Genomic DNA, 25,562 nt, shown 5'->3' with positions numbered 1-25,562 from the left:
CGAACCCTCTAGGCGTCGGCGCCCTCGGCCTCGGCGGCCTCGGCGGTCGGCTCCTCGACCTGAGCGGTGACGACCTGGAGCACGACGGCGTCCTCGTCACCGGCCAGCACGGAGCCCTTGGGCAGCGGGATGTCCTTGGCGAGGATGGAGGCGCCGGCGTCCAGGCCCGCGATGGAGACCGTGACGGACTCGGGGATGTGCGTGGCCTCGGCCTCGACGAGCAGGGTGTTCTGCACGTACTCGAGCAGGTTGCCGCCCGGGGCCAGCTCGCCCTCGACGTGCACCGCGATCTCGACCTCGACCTTCTCGCCGCGCTTCACGGTCAGCAGGTCGACGTGCTCGATGTTGCCCTTGAGGGCGTTGCGCTGCACGGCCTTCGGGATGACCAGGGCGTCCTTGCCGTCGATCTCGAGACCGATGAGGACGTTGGCCGTACGGAGCGCGAGCTGCAGCTCGTGGGCCGGCAGCGTGATGTGGACCGCGTCGGCGCCGTGGCCGTAGACGACCGCGGGAACCAGGTTGGCACGACGGGTACGACGGGCAGCGCCCTTGCCGAACTCCGAACGGACCGCGGCGTTGAGCTTGATCTCGGCCATGACTGCACTCCTCGTAAGGTGACAAAACTGCGGAAGGTCACCCGGCCCACGACAGGCCTGCTACGAAGAGCGCGTCGATAACGGACCGCCGTACCTATGAGTACGGCCTCCCTCGCCGAGCAACTCGCTGAGTCTACCCGGCGGGGAGGCCGCGCCCAAAGTGGATCTTCCGTGACCTTCCCCGGAGGGGAGAGGCCTACGGGGAAGTGCCTACTGCTCCTCGAAGAGGCTCGTGACCGAACCGTCCTCGAAGACCTCGCGCACCGCACGCGCGATCGTCGGCGCGATCGACAGCACCGTGATCTTGTCGAGCTCCAGCTCGCCCGGGGTCGGCAGGGTGTCCGTGAACACGAACTCACTGACCTTCGAGTTCTTCAGCCGGTCCGCGGCCGGACCCGAGAGCACACCGTGCGTCGCCGTCACTATGACGTCCTCGGCACCGTGCGCGAACAGGGCGTCCGCGGCGGCACAGATCGTGCCACCCGTGTCGATCATGTCGTCGACCAGGACACAGACCCGGCCCTCGACGTTGCCCACGACCTCGTGGACGCTGACCTGGTTCGGGACGTCCTTGTCGCGGCGCTTGTGCACGATCGCCAGCGGCGCGTCCAGACGGTCGCACCAGCGGTCGGCGACACGGACCCGGCCGGCGTCCGGCGAGACGATCGTCAGCTTCGAGCGGTCGACCTTCGCGCCGACGTAGTCGGCCAGGATCGGCAGCGCGAAGAGATGGTCGACCGGACCGTCGAAGAAGCCCTGGATCTGGTCCGTGTGCAGGTCGACGGTGAGGATGCGGTCCGCACCCGCCGTCTTCATCAGGTCCGCGATCAGCCGCGCCGAGATCGGCTCGCGACCGCGGTGCTTCTTGTCCTGGCGGGCGTAGCCGTAGAACGGCACGATCACCGTGATGGAGCGGGCCGACGCGCGCTTCAGCGCGTCCAGCATGATGAGCTGCTCCATGATCCACTTGTTGATCGGAGCCGTGTGGCTCTGGATCAGGAAGCAGTCGGCGCCGCGGGCGGACTCCTGGAAGCGGACGTAGATCTCACCGTTGGCGAAATCGAAGGCCTTCGTCGGCACGAGGCCGACACCCAGCTGGTGCGCAACCTCCTCGGCCAGCTCGGGGTGGGCGCGGCCGGAGAAGAACATCAGTTTCTTCTCGCCGGTCGTCTTGATCCCGGTCACAGCACAGTCTCCTCAGACGTGTTCCTGGCGCTGCACGCAGATGTCCCGATGTGCAACGAGCCAGCCGAAATGGGGTGAGCATCTATCACGGTACGCCGTGCGCGACGCACCTGTTTCCGGTCAGCTTTCGCCGGCGGTGTCCTCCACCGCGGCCTGAGCCGCCTGCGCGGCCGCGCTGCCCGGACGCTTCCGGGCCACCCAACCCTCGATATTCCTTTGCTGGCCACGGGCCACGGCCAGCGAACCGGAGGGCACGTCCTTGGTGATGACCGAGCCGGCCGCGGTGTAGACACCGTCCCCGACCGTGACGGGCGCCACAAACATATTGTCCGAACCGGTCCGGCAGTGCGAGCCGATCGTCGTGTGGTGCTTGGCCACGCCGTCGTAGTTCACGAAGACGCTCGCGGCACCGATGTTGGTGTGGTCGCCGATGGTCGCGTCGCCGACGTACGACAGGTGGGGAACCTTCGTGCCCTCGCCGATCGTCGCGTTCTTCATCTCCACGTACGTACCGGCCTTGGACTTCGCGCCCATCCGCGTCCCCGGCCGCAGATACGCGAACGGGCCGACCGAGGCGCCCGGGCCGATCTCGGCGCTGTACGCCACCGCGTTGTCCACCCGCGCACCCGCGTGCACGACGGTGTCCGTCAGCCGGGTGTTCGGGCCGACCTCGGCGTCCTCCGCGAGGTGCGTGGCACCCAGCAGCTGCGTACCCGGGTGCACGATCGCGTCCCGCTCGAACGTCACGGTCACGTCGATCAGCGTCGACGCCGGATCCACGACGGTCACCCCGGCGGTCATCGCCCGCTCCAGCAGCCGCTGGTTCAGCAGCCGGCGGGCCTCGGCCAGCTGTACCCGGTTGTTGATCCCGAGGATCTCCCGGTGGTCCCCGGCGACCGAGGCGCCGACCCGGTGCCCCGCCTCGCGCAGGATCGACAGCACATCGGTGAGGTACTCCTCGCCCTGGCTGTTGTCGGTGCGGACCTTGCCGAGCGCGTCCGTGAGCAGCTGCCCGTCGAACGCGAACACCCCGGAGTTGATCTCCCGGATCGCGCGCTGCGCGTCGGTGGCGTCCTTGTGCTCGACGATCTCGGTGACCGAGCCGGTCGCCGCGTCGCGCACGATCCGGCCGTAGCCGGTGGAGTCGGGGACCTCGGCGCTCAGCACGGTGACGGCGTTGCCGTCGGCGGTGTGGGTGGCGGCGAGCGCGGACAGCGTCTCGCCGGACAGCAGCGGGGTGTCGCCGCAGACGACGATCACGGTGCCCTCGACGGTCCCGCCCAGCTCGTCGAGCGCGACGCGCACCGCGTTCCCGGTGCCCTTCTGCTCGGCCTGGTAGGCGGTGCGCACCTGGGCGTCCGCGGCGGTGAGGTGAGCGGTGACCTGCTCGCTCGCGTGGCCGACGACCACGACGAGGTGCTGCGGTTCCAGCTCGCGGGAGGCCGCGACGACATGTCCGACGAGCGAACGCCCGGAGATCTCGTGCAGGACCTTGGGGGTCTTCGACTTCATGCGGGTGCCCTCACCCGCTGCGAGGACGACGACGGCTGCCGGGCGTACGGAGCTCACGGATATGCCCTTCGGCTTCGGGTGGTGGACATCCGCAGGATACCGGGGGGTGCCGAGCCGGACATGAGTGCGGGCCCCGACCGGTGAGGTCGGGGCCCGCGACAAGGGCTCCCGGGGAAGGAATCGAACCCTCATTCAATGGACCAAAACCATTTGTCCTGCCTTTAGACGACCCGGGATAGTTTTGTCTTTATGTCCGAATTTTCGGTTCGGGCGAAAGTGCAGCACCTACTATGCCGTACCACCAGCCCTCAATGCGACGGTAAAGATCAGCACTTTGTAGTACATGGATCGCAAGGCAACCTCGGTAGTTTTCACCGATGTTCTTCCGGACGGTGGCGGGGCGGTGCTTCTTCAGCGTCGTCTTGCCGAACCGTGAGCGGTCGGCGCCCGTGTGCTCCACCCAGAAGCGTTCGGCTTCGGCGACGTCCGCGGTCTCATGGATGTTCACATGGAACTTGAGCCGCTCGGGCGTGACGTCGAGCAGGCGCAGCCAGGCGAGGAAGACCCCGATCACATCGGGATCACTGTTGATGAAGGAGACGCGCTCCGACCGGCGGTGGGGCTTGGATTTGGACCCCTCCGCCCAGTAGAGCGCCACGCCTGCCAGGAACAGCTCGCGGTCGGTCAGGGAGGCGGTCTCCTGACGGGCCGCCTCCCTCGTCCGTCGGCGCTCGGTCTCGCGCCTGTGCAGTGTTGCGTCCCAGCCGCGCCGGGCGATGGCGGAGGCTTCCTCCCGGCTGCGCCGCGGTGGCCTGGGGAGGTCCCGCACCCACAGCGAGATCGAGCTCTTCGAGCACCCCAGCTCCACCTGGATCCGGTCGTACGTCATCCCCTCCTGCCGCAGCTCCCGCGCCCTGGCTCGCAGTTCGTCCTTGGCGTTGGGGCGCTTCGTCCACTCCGGTGCGGGCTCGCCCTCCAGTAGGCGGTTCAGGAGGACGTTGTTGTGGACCTTGAGCCGATCGCGGATCTGGCGGCGGCTGAGGCCGTCCCGGCGCAGGGCGACGGCCTGCTCTCGCAGGGCCTCGAAGTCGGTGCATTTCATGAGTTCATCCGTCATACGGTGATCGTCGTCCGGAATGCGGACGTCCGCCGAGGGATCGGTGCGCACTCACCGGATCGGGTGATGAGCACATGATTCGAATCCGTTCGACAGTCCGACGTGCTGCGCAGGTCACCCGAAAATGAGGTGCGCCCGCCCGTACGCTGGATGCCATGACCGCAACGGGGGCAGACCGGGAAGCGGCGGGACCGACCACCCGCGGCTACTGGTGGTGGGAACGGCGACGGAGTGTCGCACTGGATGTGGGACTGGCGCTGGTATCGGCGCTGGAGTGTGCGTTGGAAGGGGTGGATTTCGCGGGGGACACCGGGCTGCCGGTGCCGCTGGGGGTGGTGTTCGGGCTGTTCGCCGGTTCCGTGCTGCTGGTGCGCCGGAAGTGGCCGATCGCCGTGGTGCTGGTGTCGATCGCGACGACGCCGGCCGAGATGGGCTTCCTGATGGGCCTGGTCGGTCTGTACACGCTGGCCGCGTCCGAGGTGCCGCGCCGGATCACCGCCGTACTGATGAGCATGTCGCTGGTGGGGACGTTCATCGTCACCTACGTACGGCTGCGGCAGGGGGTCAACGCCAACGCGGACTTCGGTCCCGGCGACTGGTACGTGCCGATGCTGTCCCTCTTCATGGCGGTCGGGCTCACCGCGCCGCCGGTGCTGTTCGGCCTGTACATAGGGGCCAGACGCCGGCTGATGGAGAGCCTGCGGGAGCGGGCGGACTCGCTGGAGCGGGAGCTGTCGCTGCTCGCGGACCGGGCCGAGGAGCGGGCCGAGTGGGCGCGTACGGAGGAGCGGACCCGGATCGCGCGGGAGATGCACGACGTGGTGGCGCACCGGGTGAGCCTGATGGTGGTCCACGCGGCGGCGCTGCAGGCGGTGGCGCCGAAGGATCCGGCGAAGGCGGTGCGCAATGCCGCGCTGGTCGGGGACATGGGGCGGCAGGCGCTGACGGAGCTGCGCGAGATGCTCGGTGTGCTGCGCACCGGGGAGCCGATGGTGGCCCGGGTGACGAAGGTGCCGCTGGCCTCGGTGGGCCGGGTGGCCCCGGTCCAGCCGGAGGACGGGCCGCGGCTGGACGAGATGGAGACGCTCGTGGGGGAGTCGCGGGCGGCGGGGATGACGGTGGAGCTTTCGGTGGAGGGCGAGGCGCGTCCGTATGCGCCGGAGGTCGAGCAGACCGCCTACCGGGTGGTGCAGGAGGCCCTGACGAACGTGCACAAGCACGCGGCGGGCGCGAAGACGTGGGTGCGTCTCGCGCACCGGGGCTCCGAGGTCGCGATGCAGGTGGAGAACGGTCCTTCGGACGCGGGGACGGCCGATGCCGGGCTGCCCAGCGGGGGCAACGGGCTGATCGGCATGCGGGAGCGGGTGCTCGGTCTGGGGGGTGTCTTCGTGTCGGGTCCGACCGACGCGGGCGGTTTCCGGGTGTCGGCGGTGCTGCCCGACGTCGGTGCGGCGTAGTAGGGAGTGACGGGCCTGGGCCGGGCCCCGGCGCGGCGTTGGGGCCCGGCCGGTCCCGGAGTCCTGGCGCCTCGATGTCCCAGCGCCTCGACGTCTCAGCCCGAGACCAGGCGTTCCGGCTGGACGCCGGTGACGAGGGTGGCGAGGGCGCTGTCGATGTCCGGGCCGAGGTACCAGTCGCCGGTGTGGTCGACGCTGTAGACGCGTCCTTCGGTGTCGATGGCGAGCACCGCCTGTCCGTCGCCCTCCTCGCCGAGGGGGGCGACTTCGGTTTCCAGGGCGCGGCCCAGGTCGCCGAGGGTGCGGGCGAGGTGGAGGCCGCTGAGGGGGTCGATGCGGACCGCCGCCGGTGCGATCTGCCGGCCGGGTGCGGTGGCGGTGATGTGGAGGCCGCCGAATTCGGCCCAGGCCTCGACGGCCGCGGGGAAGACGGCGTGCTGGTGTCCGGCGGGGGAGGCGTGCGAGCGCAGGGCGTCGGCCCATTCCTCGGCCTGGCGGATGTCCCAGCGTCCGGGCTGCCAGCCGGCGGTGCGCAGGGCGGCGTCGACGGCGACGGGGAAGCGGGTGGTGGCGTGGCGGTCCCGGTCGGCCGGGCCCGCCTGTCCGGGTAGGTCGGTGCGGTCGTGCATGGGGGCGGTCAGCCCTTCTCGGCGGTGGTGGTCGTGCCGCCCGTGGTGAGGTCGACGGGACGTACGCCGAAGTGGGCGAGCATGACGGAGCAGGAGCGGCAGGGTGCCGCGTAGCTGCCGTGCAGCGGGTCGCCGTCCTCGCGGATGCGGCGTGCGGTGAGGCGGGCGTGCTTGAGGGCCCGCCGGGCCTCGCCGTTGGTGAGGGGCTTGCGCTGGGCCCGCTTGGACCGGCCGGATTCGGCGGCGGTGAGGTGGCGGGAGAGCAGTATGGCTTCGGGGCAGCGGCCGGTGAAGCGTTCGCGCTGACCGCTGGGGAGGGTGTCGAGGAAGTCCTGGACGAGGTGGTGCAGGACGGGCGGCTGGTCGCCCTTGCCGGCGGTGCAGGTGAGCGTTTCGCCGCGTACGGACAGCGCCGCGGCCACCGCGGGCAGGATGCCGTCGCGGCGGTGGGTCAGCCGGGGGGTGTGGCCGGCTTCGGTGCTGCTCCAGCTGAGTCGTGGGTCCCCGGTGGTGACGGTCTGTGCAGAGTGTGCGGTGTGCATGGTGCTGTGTCCCTCCCGTGCCCGCAGCGGCTGCTGCCGAATGTGCACGCCCCCGTGTATGCGGGTGACAGCCTGCCAAATGTGTCGGGTCCTGTGAAAGCTGGGTCGGTGAAACGTGTCTGCGTGTCGCGCGACAGTGGCCCTGTTGTCGCTCGTCCGTCACTCCGTTGTGACGGTTGGTGACGGTTGTGGCTGTGGGGGCCAGCGGCGGGACCCGTTCCGGGGTCACCGCATAGGCTGTGCCTGGACCGCCCCCTTGGGCAGGTCGGTCCTCATCAGCCAGACGCAGCAGGGGGCAACCGCCATGACGACAGGTCGGCTCGGGCAGCAAGCCGCGCCACCGAACGCGGCCTACGCCGGGCAGCTCGTGCACTTCCCGGATCCGGTCCGGGCGTCCCGCCACCCCAGAGGTGTGCGTATGGACGGGAACGGCTGTCCGGAGTTCGCGCCGTACGCGCGCGCCGCCGCCGAGATCGCCGAGCCTCCGCAGGGCTTCGGTGTGGACGAGCTGCGGCTCACGGACTACGTGTCGGCGAACGCGGCGCTGGCGGCCAGTGGCCACGAGCTGTGGGACACGATTCCGGCGGTGGCCACCCCGCACGGCTGGACGTGGCACCACGTGCCGGGCGGCCGGCGGATGGAGCTGGTCCCGGTCGAGGTGAAGGCGCTGCTGCGGCATCACGGTGGTCTGGCGACGACCGCGGTGGACCAGGACAAGCGGGGTACGCGTCCGCTGCAGGAGACCCGGCCCGCGCACTTCCGGCTGCCGAAGGGCGCCGTGTCGGTGAGCGAGCAGCAGATCCAGGGGGTCGAGGAGGATCTCGGCTACCGGCTGCCCGGTGCGTACCGTGCGTTCCTGAAGGCGGCGGGCGGTTCGGCCCCGGTGGGTGCGGCGCTCGACGCGGAGCTGGGGCTGCTGGTCGACCAGCCGTTCTTCACGGTGCGTGAAGAGGCCGCGGTCAATGACCTGGTGTACGTCAACAAGTGCTTGCGGGACCATCTGACCAAGGACTACCTGGGGGTCGGTTTCGTCCAGGGCGGCATTCTCGCGGTGAAGGTCCGGGGCGAGGGCATCGGTTCGGTGTGGTTCTGCGCGTACGACGACGCGCGTGACCGGGACGGCTGGAGTGTCCAGGAGCGCGTGGAGCGGCTGCTGCTGCCGTGCGGTGCGGACTTCGACGCGTTCCTGCAGCGTCTTGCGGGCAATCCGCCGGAGCTGGAGACGGTGGCGAACCTGATGGTGGACGGTGGCTTCGCGCGTGCCGTCCCGGTGGAGGGGTGAGCGCGATGGTGACCTTTGCGCAGGCGCAGGAGCGTGCGGACGAGTGGGTCAACGGTGACGTTCCGGCGTACCAGCACCGGGAGGTGCGGGTGCGTGAGTTCGAGCTGGGTTTCGTGGTGTGGGCCGAGGACCGTGCCGAGGGTCCGGTGTCGGACGGTGGCCGGCAGCGGCTGGTGATCGCCCGGGACAGTGGCGAGGCGACGTTGTGGCCGGGGCTGCCGGTGGGTGAGGTGATACGGCGGTACGAGGAGGAGTACGGGGCTCCTGACGGGGCGCCGTCCGCTCCGGAGCCGCCGCAGCGCATCGATCTGAATCAGACGTCGTTCCTGTTGAGCCCGCCGGAGTGGCTCCAGGAGGCGGCGGACAAGCTCGGTATTCCGGACCGGCGTGCGGAGGGGGCCGGGCAGACGCCTCCGCCGGCCGCTCCCGTACCGCCGGCCCCGCCCGCCGGGTACGAGCCGACGTCCCGTGCGGCGGTTCCGGCGTCCGCGCCGCAGCCGCCCGTCGGGGCCACGCCGTGGGCGGGCACCGACACCAACGCGGGTTCCGACGAGGGTGAGGTGGGGCTGCCGGCGACGGTGTTCGCGCCGCCGCTCTCGGGTGCGGACGACGAGGGCGAGCCGCCGCGCGTGGTGGCGGCGGACGCTCCGACCGCGCTGATGTCCGGGGGCAGCCAGCTGCCCGCGACGGCGATCGCGCCGGGGCTGCGCCCGCAGGGTCACGCGGCGCCGTCCGCGCCGTCCGCGCCGGCGCCGGTCCCGGGGCCGAACGGCCCTCCGCAGCACAGCACCGGTGGCCGTGGGTCGGGTGACATCTCGGACGAGGCGACCAGCAAGGCCGTCGTGCCGCCGCGTGGTGCGCGCGGTGGCGGTTCGACGACCCCTCCGCCGCCGGGTGCTCCCGGTACGCCGGGTGCCCGGCCGGGTGCGCCGCTGCCGCCGCCGTCGGGTCCGGGTGCGCCCGGTGCTCCGGCGGGCGGCTATGTGCCGACGCAGCTGGTGTCGCAGCTGGGCCCGCCCGGGGCCCCGCAGCCGCCCGGTGCGCCGACGCCTCCGCCCGGTGGCGATGTGCACCATGCGGCGACGATGTTCGCCGACTCGGGCTCGATCGGGCCGGTGGCCCCGCAGCCGCCCGGTCCGCCCGGGGTTCCCGGTGCTCCGCAGCCGCCCGGTCCGCCCGGGGCCCCGGGTGCGCCGCAGCCGCCCCCGCCGCCCGGTTCGACGCCGCCTCCCGGTCCGCCCGGCGGTGGTGTGCACCATGCGGCGACGATGCTCGCGGGTCCCGCTCAGTCCGGTCCCTCGGCTCCGCAGCCGCCCGGGCCGCCGGGTCCGCCCGGTGCGCCGATGGGCGGTCGGCCCGGTCCGGTGCCGCCGCCCGGCCACACCCCGCCGCCCGCGGCGTACGGGTATCCGCAGGCTCCGGCCGGTCAGCCGACCGTCGGTCCCGGGTACCAGGCGGTGCTGCGCTACCGCGCGCCGGACGGCAGTGAGCAGCAGCTGATCCGCCGCTCGGCGCCCGGTACGCCGCACCCCGAGTGGCAGATGCTGCACGAGCTGCGGGCGATGAACGTGCCGCCGCAGCAGGTCATCGAGCTGCACACGGAGCTGGAGTCGTGCGAGCTGCCGGGTGGTTACTGTGCCCGGATGATCCGGGAGACCTGGCCGCAGGTGCGGATCACGAGTGTCGCTCCGTACGGCACCGATCACGCGAGCCGGCAGCAGGGCATGCAGCATCTGCTGACGCATCAGGGCGAGCTGCACCAGGTCGCGGACGGGCCGGCGCGGCCGGCGCCGGTGCGTGCCCCGCTGCCGCAGATGCCGCCGGCGATGGCGGTGCCGCCGGAGGTGCTGGCCGAGGAGATGCTGCAGACCTTCGGGCCGCAGGGCGTGCTGCGCTTCGACCAGCGTGCCGTGTCCCGGCAGGGTGTGCCGGAGATCGTGGCGCGGACGCTGGTGTGGGCGGGTCTGCCCGCCGACTTCGGGCCGTTCTTCTGGGCGCAGCCGGGTCAGCCGGTGGTGCCGACGCTGGCGGAGCTGGCCGCGCAGCGGCAGGTGCAGCCGGCTTCCGACGCGGGGTCGTACCTCGTGATGGGCTCCGACTTCGGCCGGGCGATCTGTGTGCAGTACGGGACGGCGCACATCGTGGCCGTGCCGGTGGAGGCGGGTCCGGGCGGGCAGCCGGTGCCGCCGCAGTTCGTGAACACGGGGCTGCCGGAGTTCACCCGGTCGATGGCGCTGCTGGGCCGGATGTGGCGGCTGCGGTTCGGGCTGAATCCTGAGCAGGCGGGCCGTTGGACGGTCGACTTCCAGGCGCAGTTGGTGGCGCTGGACCCGGCGGCGCTGGCGTCGCCGGAGAGCTGGTGGTCGGTGCTGCTGGAGCAGATGTGGGACGGGCTGATCTGACCTTCCGGTCGGGCGAGGTACTCCGGGGCGTGGCGCTCCTTCCCTGTGGGGGAAGGGGCGCCACGCCTCTTGTGCGGTCTGTGATGCCGGTCGCTTCCGTCCTGAAAGCAGCGAATCGATTCAGACTTCTTGGCCAATTGCCGCATCCTTGACGTAATGCTCGTTGGTCGGAGAGTCGGAAAGAGGCGTCAAGGATGAGTTCTGCACCGGTGTCCGCGCACGGCTTCGTCGGTGTGCGCGGCCGTGGTTACCGCCCGGAGCAGGTGGACCGCACGGTGGCCGCGCTGTCGGCGGAGCGGGACGGGGCCATCGAGCAGGTGGCGCGGCTGACGGAGCTGGCGGAGCGGCTGGTGGCCGAGTCGGCCCGGCTGGACGAGGCCGTCGCCGCGCTGGCGCCGCAGGACTACGCGTCGTTGGGGGAGCGGGCGCAGCAGATCCTGGCGCTCGCCGAGGGCGAGTCGGAGACCGTCCGGTCCGCGGCCCAGGACGAGTCGCAGGCGCTGCGGGACGAGGTGGACGCGGCGGCGCGGGCGCTGCGGGAGTCCGCCCGGACGGACGCGGAGGCGATGCGTTCGGCCGCCGAGGAACACGCGGCGCGGGTGCTGGCCGAGGCCGAGGGTGCGGCCGGTGAGGAGCTGGCGGCGGCCCGGCTGGAGGCGGCGCAGGCGCGCGAGGACGCGGAGGCCGCGATGGCGGCGACCCGGAGCCGTACCGCGAGTGTGCTGGCCCATCAGGAGCAGGAGCACAGCGAGCGCTGGAAGGGTGCCGGGCAGGAGCTGGCGGACGCCGATGCGGCGCAGTCGGCGGAGCACGCGGAGCTGACCGGGCGGGCGGAGGCCGGCCTGGCGGCCGCGCGGCGCGCGCTGGCGGAGGCGGAGGAGGCCGCGCGGCACCGGCAGGAGGACGCCGAGGCGCGGGGCGGGGAGCTGATCGCCGAGGCCCGGGTGCGCGAGGAGCGTGTGGTGCGGGAGACGGAGCGGATCCTGCGGGAGCACGAGGAGGGCCGCGAGGACGTGCAGGCGCACATGGCGCACGTACGCCATTCCCTCGCGGCGCTCACCGGGCGGGTGGCCCCGGCGGAGGACTAGGGCGTGTTTCGAAAGTCTCGCCTGCTCGGCGGCGTCTGGCACGCGCCCTCGCCGCGTTGTCGGGATCACCCCGATACACCCAGTATCGGGGCGACCCTCCGCCTTGCGACGGCACGCACCAGACGCCGCCGAGCCCGCCCTTCGGGCGGACGGCGCTACTTTCGAAACACGCCCTGGGACCGGTCGGCGTCCGTGCCGGGTGTCAGGGGCGGGGCCAGGGGCGCTTGGAGAGTTCCTCGATGCTGCTGTTGAAGCGTTTGAGGTAGCCGGCGAAGGCGGCGATGTCGTCGTCCGGCCAGTCGTGCATGACCTGGTCCAGTGACCGCACGACGCGTTCGCGTTCCGCGTCGAGGAGCCCCGCGCCCTGTTCGGTGATGCGGAACTTGCGGGCCATGCCGCCGTCGGGGTCGGCGATGCGCTGGGCCAGTCCGGCGCGGGTCACGGCGGCGGTCTGGCGGTTGAGGGTGGAGGCGTCGAGGCCGAAGGCGTCGCTCAGTTCGCCGTTGGACATGGGGCCCTGCACGCGGAGGCGGCTCAGCAGGATGTAGGCGCTGCGGTCCAGGAGTGCGTACTTGTGGCGTCCGCCCCGGTGGTCGGCGAGGCTGTGGCGCCCGAGCAGCATCTGCTCGTACTCCACTTCTTCCGTGGGCCTGGCCATGTCTGCGGCCTCCTGCTCCCGCGCCGGGGTCGGTCGCGCATCGGTTTCTGAAACGGCGGCTCATGCTCTCATGCAATGTGCACGGAACACATGGTATGCATGACACATTCGACATGTACGATGCACGTCGCTGTCCCGGTGGACGGGACCACGACCCCAAGGAGTTCCTCCTCATGGATGCCCCCCAGCCGACCGCCAGATCAGGCGGTGTGGTCGCCACGCTGGCCTTCGCCGGCACCGTGGCGGCGGTCATGCAGACGCTGGTCACGCCGCTCATCGCCGAGCTGCCGCAGCTTCTGGACACGACGTCCTCCAACGCGGCCTGGGTGATCACCGCCACCCTGCTGGTCTCGGCCGTCTGCGTGCCGGTCTCCGGGAGGCTGGGTGACCTGCTGGGCAAGCGCCGGATGCTGCTGGTGTGCGCGGTGCCGCTGATGGTGGGTTCGGTGGTGTGCGCCCTCTCGTCCACCGTCGTCCCGATGATCGTCGGACGGGGCCTCCAGGGCATGGGCATGGGCATGGTGCCGCTCGGCATCGCCCTGCTGCGGGACGTGGTGCCGAAGGAGAAGCTGAGCTCCTCCATCGCGCTCGTCAGCGCCTCCCTCGGCATCGGCGGCGCGCTCGGCCTGCCGATCGCGTCGGCGGTCGCCCAGTACGCGAACTGGCGGGTGCTCTTCTGGGGCTCCGCCGCGCTGGCCGCCGTCATCTTCGCCCTGATCTGGTTCCTCGTCCCGGACGTACCGGCCGCCGCCAAGGGGCAGCGCTTCGACGTGCCCGGCGCACTCGGCCTGGCCGCCGGCCTGGTCTGCCTGCTCCTCGCCGTCTCCAAGGGCGCCGAGTGGGGCTGGGGCTCCACGACGACCGTCGGCCTGTTCGCGGCCTCCGTCGTCGTGCTCGTCGCCTGGGGGTTCTGGGAGCTGCGGACCAGGGACCCGCTGGTCGACCTGCGCACCACGGCCCGCCCCCGTGTGCTCATCACCAACCTCGCGTCGCTCTTCGTCGGCTTCGGCATGTACGCCGGCATGCTGATCGCGCCGCAGCTGCTGCAGTTCCCCGAGGCCACCGGCTACGGCCTGGGCCAGTCGATGCTCCAGGCGGGCCTGTGGATGGCTCCCGGCGGCATCATGATGATGATCGTCTCCCCGTTCGGCGGGAAGCTCACCGACGCCCGCGGCCCGAAGTTCACGCTGATCTGCGGTGTGCTGGTCATCGCCGCCGCCTACGGCCTGGGCATCGTCCTCATGGGCTCCGCCTGGGGGCTGATGCTGTTCCTCATGGTCAGCAGCAGCGGTGTCGGCCTCGCCTACGGGGCGATGCCCGCCCTGATCATGAGCTCGGTCCCGGTGTCCGAGACGGCCGCCGCCAACGGGTTCAACACCCTCATGCGCGCGCTCGGCACGTCGATCGGCGCCGCCGTCATCGGCGCGATCCTCGCCCAGATGACCTCGGAGTCGGGCGGCTTCACCTTCACCTCCGAGGCCGGGTTCCGTACCGGCCTGATGTTCGGCTGCGGTGTCGCCCTCATCGCCGTGATGATCTCGGCGTTCATCCCGGCCGTGCGCGGGTCCACCGCCGGCGGCGAGAAGGCCGACGCGGCCGCATCGCCGGAGGTGGCCGCGGCCAAGGGCTGAGCAGGACCACGGACGGGCACTGCCCGGTTCCGGCCCTTGCGGGGGCCGGAACCGGGCAGTTCCGCGTCCGGGCTCAGCCGCGCCGCGCCGGGGGCGCGCCCGCCAGGATCCACGGCTCCTGCGCCTCGTACATCCGGCGTTCCTCGGCGGCGGTGCGGCGGCCGAGCACCGTGCCCAGCCACCCGGCCAGGAAGCCGGCCGGGATGGAGACGAGGCCGGTGGTGGTGAGCGGGAACCAGTTGAAGTCGTGGGCGGGGAAGACGGCGGCGGGCGTTCCGGAGACCAGATCGGTGCCGGTGATCAGGACCAGGACCGACACGGTGCCGCCGATGAGGGTGCAGAGCAGTCCGGTACGGGTGAAGCGCCGCCAGAACATGCTGTAGACGAGCGCCGGGGCCAGGGCCGAGGCGCCGATGCAGAACGAGAGCGCGACCAGGGCCTGGAGGTTCCAGTGCCGGGCCGGTACGGCGAGGGCGATGGTGAGCAGCCCCACCCCGACGGCCGCGGCCTGAGCGGTGCCGATCTCGGTGCGGGCGCTGACGGGGGCCTTGCCGGGGTCGCGCATGCCGTGCAGTCCATGGGCGAACAGGTCGTGGGCCAGGGAGTTGGCGCAGGCCAGGATCATGCCGGCGACGGAGGCGAGCAGGGTCAGGAAGATCGCGGTGGTCATGGCCGTGACGACGAGCGCCCCGGCCTCGCCGCCGCCGGCGACCGCCCCGGTGGCCTGGAGGATCGCGCTGTTGCCCTGGGGGCCCGCGGCGGTGATGAGTTCACGGCCGACGAGTGCGGCCGCGCCGACGCCGATGACGGTGAGCAGCAGGCACAGCGTGACGACGACCGAGACGGCCCAGGACATCGAGCGGCGGACGTCCGGTGCGCTGCGCGCGCTGGACATGCGCATGGTGATGTGGGGCAGACAGGCGCCACCGAGTACGACGGTGAGTTCGGAGCTGACCATGTCGGCGCCGTTGCCCCCGAACTGGAGCCCGGAGCGCAGATAGGCGCTCCCGGCGCCGCTGCCGCGCCGGGCCGCGGCCAGCAGGGCGCCGGTGTCCCAGTCGAACCGGTTCATGACCAGCACGGCGACCGTGAGGCAGGCGCCGAGGAGGACCACGGTCTTGACGATGTGGATGAGGGCGGTGCCCTTCATCCCGCCGATCGCGGCGTAACCGATCATCACGATGCCGAGCGTGACGATGCATCCGGTACGGAACCCCGAGCCGTCGAAGCCCAGGATGAACGCGAGCAGGTCGCCGCTGCCGGCGAGCTGGACGACCATGAGCGGGACGAGTGCGGCGAGGGTGACCGCGCCGGCGGCGATCCGGACCGCGCGGCCGGGGGCGCGGCGGGTGAGCATGTCGCCCATGGTGAACCGGCCCGCGTTGCGCAGCGGTTCGGCCAGCAGGAACATCAGCAGGACGAGCGAGAGCGCGGTGCTCAGGGCGAGCACGAGGCCGTCGTAGCCGGTGAGGGCGATGACTCCGGTGGTGCCGAGGACGGTGGCGGCGGAGAGGTAGTCACCGGCGATGGCGAGGCCGCCGCGGCCCGGTGAGAGCGAGCGGTAGCCGGTGTAGAACTCGTCGAGGTCGTCGCGGTCGGGCCCGGTCATGACGCAGAGCAGCAGCGTCACGGTGGCCACCGCGATGAAGGCGACGAGGGACATCGTCTGGGCCGACTCGTCGAATCCGTTCATCGGCGGGCTCCCGTCCGGCGCAGTTCCGCGGCGATCGGGTCGACGGTCCGCCGCGCGATCCGCTCGTACAGGGCGATCGCGAGGAAGGTCACCGGGAGCTGGCACAGGCCCAGCGCGAGCCCGGTGGTGAGGCCGCCGCCGATGGTGCGGCCCATGAGGTCCGGGGCGAAGCCGGACAGCAGCAGGAAGAGGGTGAAGTAGCCGAGGGCGGTGAGGGCGGCGGTGCGCCGCAGCAGGCGGTACGCGGTGCGCAGCCGGCGCAGATCGCTGTGGTGCCCGGGAGCGGGTACGGGCGTGGTGGGCGGGGCGGTCCTGCGGGGCGGTGGCGCGGGCGCCGAACTCTGCCAGGGCAGCAGGTAGTCGGGCTGCTGCGGGGGTGCGTAGGAAGGCCGGTGGAAGTGGGTCGGTGGGCGCGGGGGGTCGTACGACATGGCGGTGCCGCTCCTTGCATGGCTCGGGCCCGGGGACGGGCTGCAAGGCAGAAGCGCGGGTGCGCTGTAGGAGCGTGAACGTTACTCGCGGGTATGGCGGTTGAGGAGAGTGCGTACCGAACTACCGCGGGTAACGCGCCAGTTGTCTAGTCGAGTGGCGGTACGGGAGCGCTCTCGGGCTCCTCGGTGAGGATCGGGAAGCGGCGCGGGGCCACGAAGACCAGGACCAGGAGGGCGACGGCGGCGGCCGCGGCGGCCCCGATGTAGACCTGGTCGACAGCGGCGTCGACGGCCCGCCGCAGGTAGTCCGTCGCCGCGTCCGTCAGCGCGCCCGGGTCCGCCAGCGCGTGCGAGACCGCGTCCACGTCGGCCGGCAGCCCCGCCACCGGGGCGTCGGCGAGGCGGGACGCCAGCACCCCGTTGGCGACGGCGCCGAACAGCGCGGCGCCGATGCTCTGGCCCAGCTGGCGGCAGAAGAGCACGGAGGCCGTCGTCGTACCGCGCTCGGACCAGCCGACCGTCGACTGGACGCCCACGATCAGCGGCAGCTGGAACAGCCCGAGCGCGGCGCCGAGCAGCAGCATGATCAGGGCGGGCTGCCAGGCCTCGCCCGGATACGGCAGCAGCGGGAAGGCGAGCAGCACCAGCAGGGCGCCGCTCATGCCGGTGATCGCCGTGCGGCGGAAGCCGATGCGGTTGTAGACCCGGTTGGAGAACGCCGCCGACACCGGCCAGCTCAGCGTCATCACCGAGAGCACGAACCCGGCGGCGATCGGTCCGAGACCCAGCACCGACTGCGCGTACGTCGGCAGGAAGACGGTCGGCGCGACCATCAGCAGCCCCATCGCCCCCAGGGCCAGATTGACCGAGACGATCGTGCGGCGCCGCCACACCCAGCCGGGGATGACCGGTTCGGCGGCCCGCCGTTCGATGAACACGGTCAGCGCGGCCAGCACGGCGGTCGCGCCCAGCAGCCCGAGCGAGGGCGCCGACAGCCACGGCCAGGCCACCCCGCCCTGCACCAGCGCGGTCAGCAGCAGGGCGCCGGTCGCGAAGACGGCGAGGGAGCCCGCCCAGTCGATACGGGGACGGGGTGTGCCGGCCGCGCGGCGGGTGCGGGACGGCTCGTGGAGATGGCGGACGACGAGCAGGAGGGCGAGCGCCCCGACCGGCAGGTTGACCAGGAAGATCCAGCGCCAGTCCGCGTACACCGCGAACAGCCCGCCGACCACCGGCCCCGCGACCGCCGAGGTGGCCCAGACGGTGGACAGCCTGGCCTGGATCCTGGGCCGTTCCTTCAGCGGGTAGAGGTCCGCCGCGATGGTCTGCACCGTGCCCTGGAGGGCGCCGCCGCCGATGCCCTGGACGACCCGGAAGGCGATCAGCGCCGCCATGTTCCACGCGGCGGCGCACAGCACCGAACCGATCAGGAAGAAGATCACGCCGGCGATCAGGACCGGCTTGCGGCCGAAGGTGTCGGAAAGCTTCCCGTACACCGGCAGGGTCACGGTCACGGCCAGCAGATAGCCGGAGAAGAGCCAGGAGAAGACCGAGAGCCCGCCCAGATCGCCGACGATCTGCGGGACCGCGGTGGACACGATGGTGCCGTCGATGGCCGACAGGGCCATGCACAGCATCAGCGCCGCGACGACGGGACCGCGCCGGCGGGGCGCCGCGGGGGAGAGGGCGGGGCCCGCCCCGGCCCCCGATATCGCTTCCGTGCCGCCGCCCGCGCCGCCCACCAGGATTCCTTCCCTATGCATGTATGTGCCGGACACTGTCTCACCTGCGGCTCCCGGTGGGCAGCCGCCGCGGACGCCGGATGTGCCGGAACCGGTCCTCCACCCCCGGGTGTGGACCCTTGGGCGCAGCCCCCGAGAAGACCCTCCACCCGGGGGACCAGACCCCTAGGGGGCGCTCCCTACTTGTGGCCAGGGGCCGTTCCTCCCGGCGGAGGACGTGCCCGGCCCCGCCCGCTCCGTAGCGTTGTCATGCACCGCGATTGCGGCGGACCACAGGGGGAGGGGTGGGGAAAACCCCACCCGAAGACTGCGCTGGGCACCAGCGCGCCGGACCCCCTCCACCGACCAGACTTCACAGCAGACGGCGACTACCCGTCGCCGACCGACATAGGAGAAAAACCGTGACAACGGCTGTAACCATTCCCAGGCACGGGGGCACTGGAGGGCGTACGGCCGTGGCTGCGCGGGCGCGGCAGGTCGTCAAGGCGTACGGGGTCGGCGAGACCCGCGTCGTCGCTCTCGACCACGTCGACGTCGACATCGCACGCGGCCAGTTCACGGCGATCATGGGCCCGTCCGGCTCCGGCAAGTCGACGCTGATGCACTGCCTCGCCGGCCTGGACACCGTGACCTCCGGTCAGATCCACCTGGCCGAGACCGAGATCACCGGCCTCAAGGACAAGAAGCTCACCCAGCTGCGCCGCGACCGCATCGGCTTCATCTTCCAGGCGTTCAACCTGCTGCCGACGCTCAACGCCCTGGAGAACATCACGCTGCCGATGGACATCGCGGGCCGCAAGCCCGACGCCGCCTGGCTGCGGCAGGTCGTGGAGACCGTCGGTCTCGCCGAGCGCCTCAAGCACCGGCCGACCGAGCTCTCCGGCGGCCAGCAGCAGCGCGTCGCCGTCGCCCGGGCGCTCGCCGCCCAGCCGGAGATCATCTTCGGTGACGAGCCGACCGGGAACCTGGACTCGCGGGCCGGCGCCGAGGTGCTGAACTTCCTGCGCAAGTCCGTCGACGAGCTCGGCCAGACCATCGTCATGGTCACCCACGACCCGGTCGCCGCGTCCTACGCCGACCGTGTGCTGTACCTCGCGGACGGGCGGATCGTCGACGAGATGCTCAACCCGACCGCCGACCAGGTGCTGGACCGCATGAAGGACTTCGACGCGCGCGGGCGGACGTCATGACCGTCTGGAAGACCTCGATGCGCAACTTCTTCGCGCACAAGGGACGCATGGCGCTCTCCGCGGTCGCCGTCCTGCTGTCGGTGGCGTTCGTGTGCGGCACGCTCGTCTTCACCGACACGATGAACACCACGTTCGACAAGCTCTTCGCCGCGACGTCGGCCGATGTCACCGTCAGCCCGAAGACGGCCAAGGTCGACGACACCCCCGAGAACGGCAAGCCCGAATCGCTGCCCGCCTCCGTCGTCGCCCGGGTCGAGAAGGCCGCCGGGGTGAAGAAGGCCGAGGGCGCCGTCTCCAGCATGGCGGTCACGGTCGTCGACAGCCACAACAAGAACATGGGCTCCGAGACCGGAGCCCCCACGATCGCGGGCAACTGGACGCAGAACGACCTGCGTTCCATGGAGATCACCTCCGGCCACGCCCCGCGCGGCCCGACCGAGGTGATGGTCGACGCCGACACCGCGGACAAGCACCACCTGAAGATCGGTGACGAACTGCGCACCATCGCCGTCACCGGCGACATCAGGGCGAGGATCAGCGGCATCGCCGCCTTCAAGGTCACCAACCCGGGCGCGGCCATCGTCTACCTCGACACGGCCACCGCCCAGCAGAAGCTGCTCGGCAGCCCCGGCGTCTTCACCCAGATCTCCGTCACCGCCGAACCCGGCGTCAGCGACACCCAGTTGAAGCAGAACGTGACCACGGCCCTGGACGGCCCGGCCGCGTACAAGGTGCAGACCCAGAAGGAGGCGGCGGCGTCCAACAAGGACTCCATGGGCTCCTTCCTCGACGTGATGAAGTACGCCATGCTCGGCTTCGCCGGCATCGCCTTCCTCGTCGGCATCTTCCTGATCGTCAACACCTTCTCGATGCTGGTCGCCCAGCGGACCCGCGAGATCGGCCTGATGCGGGCCATCGGCTCCAGCCGCAAGCAGGTCAACCGGTCGGTGCTGCTCGAAGCGGTACTCCTCGGCATCGTCGGATCGATCCTCGGCGTCGCCGCCGGCGTCGGCCTGGCCGTCGGGCTGATGAAGCTCATGGGCGCCATCGGCATGGAGCTGTCCACCGACGACCTCACCATCGCCTGGACCACCCCCGCGATCGGCCTCGCGCTCGGCATCATCGTCACCGTCCTGGCCGCCTACATCCCGGCCCGCCGGGCCGGCAAGGTCTCCCCGATGGCCGCCCTGCGCGACGCCGGAACCCCGGCGGACACCAAGTCCGGCTGGATCCGGGCCGGCATCGGCCTCGTCCTCACCGGCGGCGGCGCGGTGGCCCTGTGGGCGACGACGCGGGTGGACGAGGCGAGCGACGGTTCGCTCTTCCTCGGCCTGGGCGTGGTCCTCAGCCTCGTCGGATTCATCGTGATCGGCCCGCTGCTCGCCGGCGTCGTCGTCCGGGCGCTCAGCGTCGTCGTCCTCAGGTTCTTCGGCCCCGTCGGCCGGCTCGCCGAGCGCAACGCCCTGCGCAACCCGCGCCGCACCGGCGCGACCGGCGCGGCCCTGATGATCGGCCTGGCCCTGGTGGCCTGCCTGTCGGTGGTCGGCTCCTCCATGGTCGCCTCGGCCACCGACGAGCTCGACAAGTCGGTGGGCGCGGACTTCATCGTCCAGTCGTCGACCGGCCAGCTGATCGTGCCGCAGGCCGCGAAGGCGCTGACGACGGCACCCGGCATCGAGCACGTCACGAACTACAAGGTCCTCGGCGCGAAGCTCACCAACCCCGACGGCTCGACGACGGACGAGGACGTCACCGCCGCCGACCCGACCTACCCACAGGACCTGCGGCGCAAGACGGTCGCCGGCGACCTGCCCGCGGCCTACGGCAAGGACGCCATGTCGGTCGGCGGCGACTACGCCACCGCGCACGGCATCAAGGTCGGTGACACGATCACCGTCGCGTTCAAGGCGGGCGAGACCGCGAAGCTGAAGGTCGCCGCGATCACCTCGGACGACACGAGCGTGGACCAGGGCGCGATGTACCTGAACACCTCGACCGCCGAGCGGTACGTCCCCGCCGACAAGATGCCCAAGAACATGATCATGTTCGCCAAGGCGCAGGACGGCAAGGAGAAGGAGGCCTACGCCGCCCTCAAGAGCTCGCTCGCCGAGTACCCGCAGTACAAGGTGCAGAATCAGGCCGACTTCAAGCAGGAGCTGAAGGACCAGATCGGCCAGCTGCTGAACATCGTCTACGGCCTGCTCGCGCTGGCGATCATCGTCGCCGTCCTCGGCGTCGTGAACACCCTGGCTCTCTCGGTCGTCGAGCGGACCCGCGAGATCGGACTGATGCGCGCCATCGGCCTCTCCCGCCGCCAGCTGCGCCGGATGATCCGGCTGGAGTCCGTGGTCATCGCCCTGTTCGGCGCTTTGCTCGGCCTCGGCCTGGGCATGGGCTGGGGCACCTCGGCCCAGAAGCTGCTGGCCCTGGAGGGTCTCGGCGTCCTGGAGATCCCGTGGCCGACGATCATCACGGTGTTCGTCGCCTCGGCCTTCGTCGGACTCTTCGCGGCCCTGGTCCCGGCCTTCCGGGCAGGACGGATGAACGTCCTGAACGCCATCGCCACGGACGGGTGAGACGGGCGGTCCGCATAGAATGACGGTTCCGGCTCCGGGGCGTTCCTCCAAACGCCCCGGAGCCGGATTTCGTTCGTGCGCCCGCCGCGGCGCGGCGCGCGCCCCGGTTGCGGGCGCGGCCGCCTCCTCGGAGTCGTACGCTGGAGACACCCCCGGCCCGTCTGACGTGTCGGGCCCTTCGCGTTGCCCCTGGCAGCAGCCGGCTGTCAGCCCTCGCCCTCCTTACCCGGACGGAAGCCCTTCATGAGCCTGCACGGTCTGCTGGATGTCGTCGTACATGACCCGGCGCTGTCCGAAGCGGTGAAGGCCGCCGGGGACGGCCACCGGATGCACATCGACCTGGTGGGTCCGCCCGCCGCCCGGCCCTTCGCCGTGGCCGCGCTCGCCCGGGACGCCGGCCGGACCGTGCTCGCCGTCACCGCGACCGGGCGCGAGGCCGAGGACCTGGCCGCCGCGCTGCGCACCCTGCTGCCACCGGACACGATCGCGGAGTTCCCGTCCTGGGAGACGCTGCCGCACGAGCGGCTCTCGCCCCGCTCCGACACCGTGGGCCGTCGGCTGGCCGTGCTGCGGCGCCTGGCGCACCCGCGGCAGGACGACCCCGAGACCGGGCCGGTCTCCGTCGTCGTCGCGCCGATCCGTTCCGTGCTTCAGCCGCAGGTCAAGGGGCTCGGCGACCTGGAGCCCGTGGCGCTGCGGATCGGGCAGAGCGCGGACCTCGGCAGGACCGTCGAGGCGCTCGCGGCAGCCGCGTACTCCCGGGTCGAACTGGTCGAGAAGCGCGGCGAGTTCGCCGTCCGCGGCGGCATCCTGGACGTCTTCCCGCCGACCGAGGAGCACCCGCTGCGGGTGGAGTTCTGGGGCGACGACGTCGAGGAGATCCGCTACTTCAAGATCGCCGACCAGCGGTCGCTGGAGATCGCCGAGCACGGGCTGTGGGCGCCGCCCTGCCGCGAGCTGCTGCTGACCGACGACGTCCGCGAGCGGGCCGCCGCACTCGCCGAGGCCCACCCCGAGCTGGGCGAACTCCTCAACAAGATCGCCGAGGGCATCGCGGTCGAGGGCATGGAGTCCCTCGCCCCGGTCCTCGTCGACGACATGGAACTGCTGATCGACGTCCTGCCCAAGGGGTCCATGGCCGTGGTCTGCGACCCCGAGCGGGTCCGTACCCGGGCCGCCGACCTGGTCGCCACCAGCCAGGAGTTCCTGGAGGCGTCCTGGGCGGCCACCGCAGGCGGCGGCGAGGCCCCGATCGACGTCGGCGCGGCCTCGCTGCGCGGCATCGCGGACGTCCGCGACCACGCGCGCGAGCTGGAGATGATGTGGTGGTCGGTCTCCCCGTTCGCCGCGGACGAGGAGCTCGACGACGACACCCTCAAGCTCCGGATGCACGCCCCGGAGGCGTACCGCGGCGACACCGCCCGCGCGCTCGCCGACACCAAGGGCTGGCTGTCCGACGGCTGGCGCACGGTGTACGTCACCGAGGGGCAGGGGCTCGCCTCCCGCACCGTCGAGGTGCTGAGCGGTGAAGGCATCCCGGCCCGGCTCGACGCGGACCTCGGCGAGATCTCCCCGTCCCTCGTCCACGTCTCCTGCGGCGCCATCGACCACGGCTTCGTCGACGCGGAGCTGAAGCTCGCCGTCCTCACCGAGACCGACCTCACCGGCCAGCGCACCGCCACCAAGGACCTGGGCCGGATGCCGGCCCGCCGCAGGAAGACCATCGACCCGCTGACGCTGGAGACGGGCGACTACATCGTCCACGAGCAGCACGGCGTGGGCCGCTACATCGAGATGGTGCAGCGCACGGTGCAGGGCGCCACCCGCGAGTACCTCCTCGTCGAGTACGCCCCCGCCAAGCGCGGCCAGCCCGGCGACCGGCTGTACATCCCGACCGACCAGCTGGAACAGGTCACCAAGTACGTCGGCGGCGAGGCCCCCACCCTGCACCGGCTCGGCGGCGCCGACTGGACGAAGACGAAGGCGCGCGCCAAGAAGGCCGTCAAGGAGATCGCCGCCGACCTGATCAAGCTCTACTCGGCCCGGATGGCGGCCCCCGGCCACGTCTTCGGCCCGGACACCCCCTGGCAGCGCGAACTGGAGGACGCCTTCCCGTACGCGGAGACGCCCGACCAGCTCACCACCATCGCCGAGGTCAAGGAGGACATGGAGAAGTCCGTCCCCATGGACCGGCTGATCTGCGGCGACGTCGGCTACGGCAAGACGGAGATCGCGGTCCGGGCGGCCTTCAAGGCGGTCCAGGACGGCAAGCAGGTCGCCGTCCTGGTCCCCACGACGCTCCTCGTCCAGCAGCACTTCGGCACGTTCACCGAGCGCTACTCCCAGTTCCCCGTCAACGTACGGGCGCTGAGCCGCTTCCAGTCCGAGTCCGAGTCGAAGGCGACGATCGAGGGCCTGCGCGAGGGCTCCGTCGACCTGGTCATCGGCACCCACCGGCTCTTCTCCTCCGAGACGAAGTTCAAGGACCTGGGCCTGGTCATCGTCGACGAGGAACAGCGTTTCGGCGTCGAGCACAAGGAGCAGCTGAAGAAGCTCCGCGCCAACGTGGACGTCCTCACCATGTCCGCGACGCCCATCCCCCGTACGCTCGAAATGGCGGTCACCGGCATCCGCGAGATGTCGACCATCACCACCCCGCCCGAGGAGCGCCACCCGGTCCTCACCTTCGTCGGACCGTACGAGGAGAAGCAGATCGGCGCGGCCATCCGCCGCGAACTGCTCCGCGAGGGCCAGGCGTTCTACATCCACAACCGCGTCGAGTCGATCGACCGCGCCGCCGCCCGCCTGCGCGAGATCGTCCCGGAGGCCCGGATCGCGACCGCCCACGGCCAGATGTCCGAACAGGCCCTGGAACAGGTCGTGGTGGACTTCTGGGAGAAGAAGTTCGACGTGCTGGTCTCCACCACGATCGTCGAGTCCGGCATCGACATCTCCAACGCCAACACCCTGATCGTGGAGCGCGGCGACAACTTCGGCCTCTCCCAGCTCCACCAGCTGCGCGGCCGCGTCGGCCGCGGCCGCGACCGCGGCTACGCCTACTTCCTCTACCCGCCGGAGAAGCCGCTCACCGAGACCGCGCACGAACGCCTCGCCACGATCGCCCAGCACACCGAGATGGGCGCCGGCATGTACGTCGCCATGAAGGACCTGGAGATCCGCGGCGCGGGCAACCTCCTGGGCGGCGAGCAGTCCGGTCACATCGCGGGCGTCGGCTTCGACCTCTACGTGCGCATGGTCGGCGAGGCGGTCGCGGACTACCGGGCCTCCCTCGAAGGCGGCGTCGAGGAGGAGCCGCCGCTGGAGGTCAAGATCGAGCTCCCGGTCGACGCGCACGTCCCGCACGACTACGCCCCGGGCGAGCGGCTGCGCCTCCAGGCCTACCGCTCCATCGCCTCGGCCTCGTCGGAGGAGGACATCAGGGCGGTCCGCGAGGAGCTCACCGACCGCTACGGCAAGCTTCCGGAGCCGGTCGAGAACCTCCTCCTGGTGGCCGGTCTGCGCATGCTGGCCCGCGCCTGCGGCGTCGGCGACATCGTGCTCCAGGGGTCGAACATCCGCTTCGCGCCGGTGGAGCTGCGCGAGTCGCAGGAGCTGCGTCTGAAGCGCCTGTACCCGAAGACGATCATCAAGCCGGCTCTGCACCAGATCCTGGTGCCCCGGCCCACCGGCGGCAGGATCGGCGGAAAGCCGGTCGTGGGACGCGAACTGCTGTCCTGGACGGGGGAGTTCCTGACGACGATCCTCGGGTCGTGAGCGGACGGCCGCCGCGGAGTCCAGGAACGTGAGAGTTGACTCTCATGAATTGTGAGA

The 25,562-nt window shown here is 71.4% G+C and carries 18 protein-coding genes and 1 tRNA gene; 8 read left to right on the top strand and 11 right to left on the bottom strand.

Annotated features, from left to right (window positions below; all coding sequences use genetic code 11):
- Positions 1-8: 8 nt before the first annotated feature.
- The 5 genes from OG408_RS16075 to OG408_RS16055 all read right to left on the bottom strand — a co-directional run bounded on the left by OG408_RS16075 (position 9) and on the right by OG408_RS16055 (position 4,410).
- Entirely contained in the window at positions 9-596 is a 588-nt protein-coding gene (locus tag OG408_RS16075; RefSeq protein WP_266779761.1) for a 50S ribosomal protein L25/general stress protein Ctc, read from the bottom strand.
- Between the two features lie 210 nt (positions 597-806).
- The gene (locus OG408_RS16070; protein WP_024490433.1) at positions 807-1,781 is read right to left on the bottom strand and encodes a ribose-phosphate diphosphokinase; all 975 of its coding nucleotides are present in this window, start codon (positions 1,779-1,781) and stop codon (positions 807-809) included.
- A 120-nt stretch (positions 1,782-1,901) separates the two neighbouring features.
- Entirely contained in the window at positions 1,902-3,350 is a 1,449-nt protein-coding gene (gene glmU, locus OG408_RS16065; RefSeq protein ID WP_266779759.1) for a bifunctional UDP-N-acetylglucosamine diphosphorylase/glucosamine-1-phosphate N-acetyltransferase GlmU, read from the bottom strand.
- Between the two features lie 108 nt (positions 3,351-3,458).
- A tRNA-Gln gene (locus tag OG408_RS16060) sits at positions 3,459-3,529 on the bottom strand.
- Positions 3,530-3,540: 11 nt separating this feature from the next.
- Complete coding sequence (locus OG408_RS16055; RefSeq protein ID WP_285565028.1) at positions 3,541-4,410, bottom strand: hypothetical protein; 870 nt, start codon at positions 4,408-4,410, stop codon at positions 3,541-3,543.
- 155 nt (positions 4,411-4,565) lie between these two features.
- Here OG408_RS16055 and OG408_RS16050 point away from each other — a divergent pair, with 155 nt between their 5' ends.
- Positions 4,566-5,867, top strand: a complete 1,302-nt coding sequence (locus OG408_RS16050) for a sensor histidine kinase (RefSeq protein WP_266779757.1) — start codon at positions 4,566-4,568, stop codon at positions 5,865-5,867.
- Between the two features lie 95 nt (positions 5,868-5,962).
- On the opposite strand, the gene OG408_RS16045 is transcribed toward OG408_RS16050, so the two are convergent.
- Both OG408_RS16045 and OG408_RS16040 read right to left on the bottom strand, forming a co-directional pair.
- On the bottom strand, positions 5,963-6,496 hold the full coding sequence (locus OG408_RS16045) for an SUKH-3 domain-containing protein (RefSeq protein WP_266779755.1): 534 nt from the start codon (positions 6,494-6,496) through the stop codon (positions 5,963-5,965).
- A gap of 8 nt (positions 6,497-6,504) precedes the next feature.
- The gene (locus tag OG408_RS16040; RefSeq protein WP_266779753.1) at positions 6,505-7,038 is read right to left on the bottom strand and encodes a YwqJ-related putative deaminase; all 534 of its coding nucleotides are present in this window, start codon (positions 7,036-7,038) and stop codon (positions 6,505-6,507) included.
- Between the two features lie 304 nt (positions 7,039-7,342).
- On the opposite strand from OG408_RS16040, the gene OG408_RS16035 reads away from it, so the two are divergent.
- The 3 genes from OG408_RS16035 (at position 7,343) to OG408_RS16025 (ending at position 11,810) form a co-directional block, all read left to right on the top strand.
- Positions 7,343-8,320, top strand: coding sequence for an SMI1/KNR4 family protein (locus tag OG408_RS16035; RefSeq protein WP_266779751.1), 978 nt, complete (start codon positions 7,343-7,345; stop codon positions 8,318-8,320).
- Between the two features lie 5 nt (positions 8,321-8,325).
- Positions 8,326-10,722 carry an SUKH-4 family immunity protein gene (locus OG408_RS16030; protein WP_266779749.1) on the top strand — a complete coding sequence of 799 codons (2,397 nt, stop codon included), beginning with the start codon at positions 8,326-8,328 and terminating at the stop codon, positions 10,720-10,722.
- Positions 10,723-10,916: 194 nt separating this feature from the next.
- Positions 10,917-11,810, top strand: coding sequence for a cellulose-binding protein (locus tag OG408_RS16025; RefSeq protein WP_266779747.1), 894 nt, complete (start codon positions 10,917-10,919; stop codon positions 11,808-11,810).
- Positions 11,811-12,012: 202 nt separating this feature from the next.
- Here the strand turns inward: OG408_RS16025 and OG408_RS16020 are convergent, their stop codons facing one another.
- Complete coding sequence (locus OG408_RS16020; protein WP_266779745.1) at positions 12,013-12,468, bottom strand: MarR family winged helix-turn-helix transcriptional regulator; 456 nt, start codon at positions 12,466-12,468, stop codon at positions 12,013-12,015.
- A 173-nt stretch (positions 12,469-12,641) separates the two neighbouring features.
- Here OG408_RS16020 and OG408_RS16015 point away from each other — a divergent pair, with 173 nt between their 5' ends.
- A complete protein-coding gene (locus OG408_RS16015) occupies positions 12,642-14,099 on the top strand; it encodes an MFS transporter (RefSeq protein WP_285564964.1) in 1,458 nt (485 codons plus the stop codon).
- 73 nt (positions 14,100-14,172) lie between these two features.
- Here OG408_RS16015 and OG408_RS16010 read toward each other — a convergent pair whose 3' ends face one another.
- The 3 genes from OG408_RS16010 to OG408_RS16000 form a co-directional block, all read right to left on the bottom strand.
- Complete coding sequence (locus OG408_RS16010) at positions 14,173-15,792, bottom strand: sodium/solute symporter (protein WP_285564963.1); 1,620 nt, start codon at positions 15,790-15,792, stop codon at positions 14,173-14,175.
- Entirely contained in the window at positions 15,789-16,223 is a 435-nt protein-coding gene (locus tag OG408_RS16005) for a DUF485 domain-containing protein (protein ID WP_266779740.1), read from the bottom strand. Before OG408_RS16005 ends, OG408_RS16010 begins: the two co-directional genes overlap by 4 nt.
- Positions 16,224-16,369: 146 nt before the next feature.
- A complete protein-coding gene (locus OG408_RS16000) occupies positions 16,370-17,986 on the bottom strand; it encodes an MFS transporter (RefSeq protein WP_326670462.1) in 1,617 nt (538 codons plus the stop codon).
- 380 nt (positions 17,987-18,366) lie between these two features.
- Here OG408_RS16000 and OG408_RS15995 point away from each other — a divergent pair, with 380 nt between their 5' ends.
- From OG408_RS15995 to mfd, 3 genes are all read left to right on the top strand, one after another.
- Positions 18,367-19,155 (top strand): ABC transporter ATP-binding protein, encoded by a 789-nt coding sequence (locus tag OG408_RS15995; protein ID WP_148019058.1) that lies wholly within the window; start codon positions 18,367-18,369, stop codon positions 19,153-19,155.
- Entirely contained in the window at positions 19,152-21,731 is a 2,580-nt protein-coding gene (locus tag OG408_RS15990; RefSeq protein WP_326670460.1) for an ABC transporter permease, read from the top strand. Before OG408_RS15995 ends, OG408_RS15990 begins: the two co-directional genes overlap by 4 nt.
- A 243-nt stretch (positions 21,732-21,974) precedes the next feature.
- On the top strand, positions 21,975-25,505 hold the full coding sequence (gene mfd, locus OG408_RS15985) for a transcription-repair coupling factor (RefSeq protein ID WP_285564960.1): 3,531 nt from the start codon (positions 21,975-21,977) through the stop codon (positions 25,503-25,505).
- The last annotated feature ends 57 nt before the right edge of the window (positions 25,506-25,562 follow it).

It is taken from the genome of Streptomyces sp. NBC_01257 (assembly GCF_035917255.1).
Classification (GTDB): Bacteria; Actinomycetota; Actinomycetes; order Streptomycetales; family Streptomycetaceae; genus Streptomyces.
Note: the sequence above shows the minus strand (reverse complement) of the source record. Positions and strands in the feature narration are given on the sequence as shown.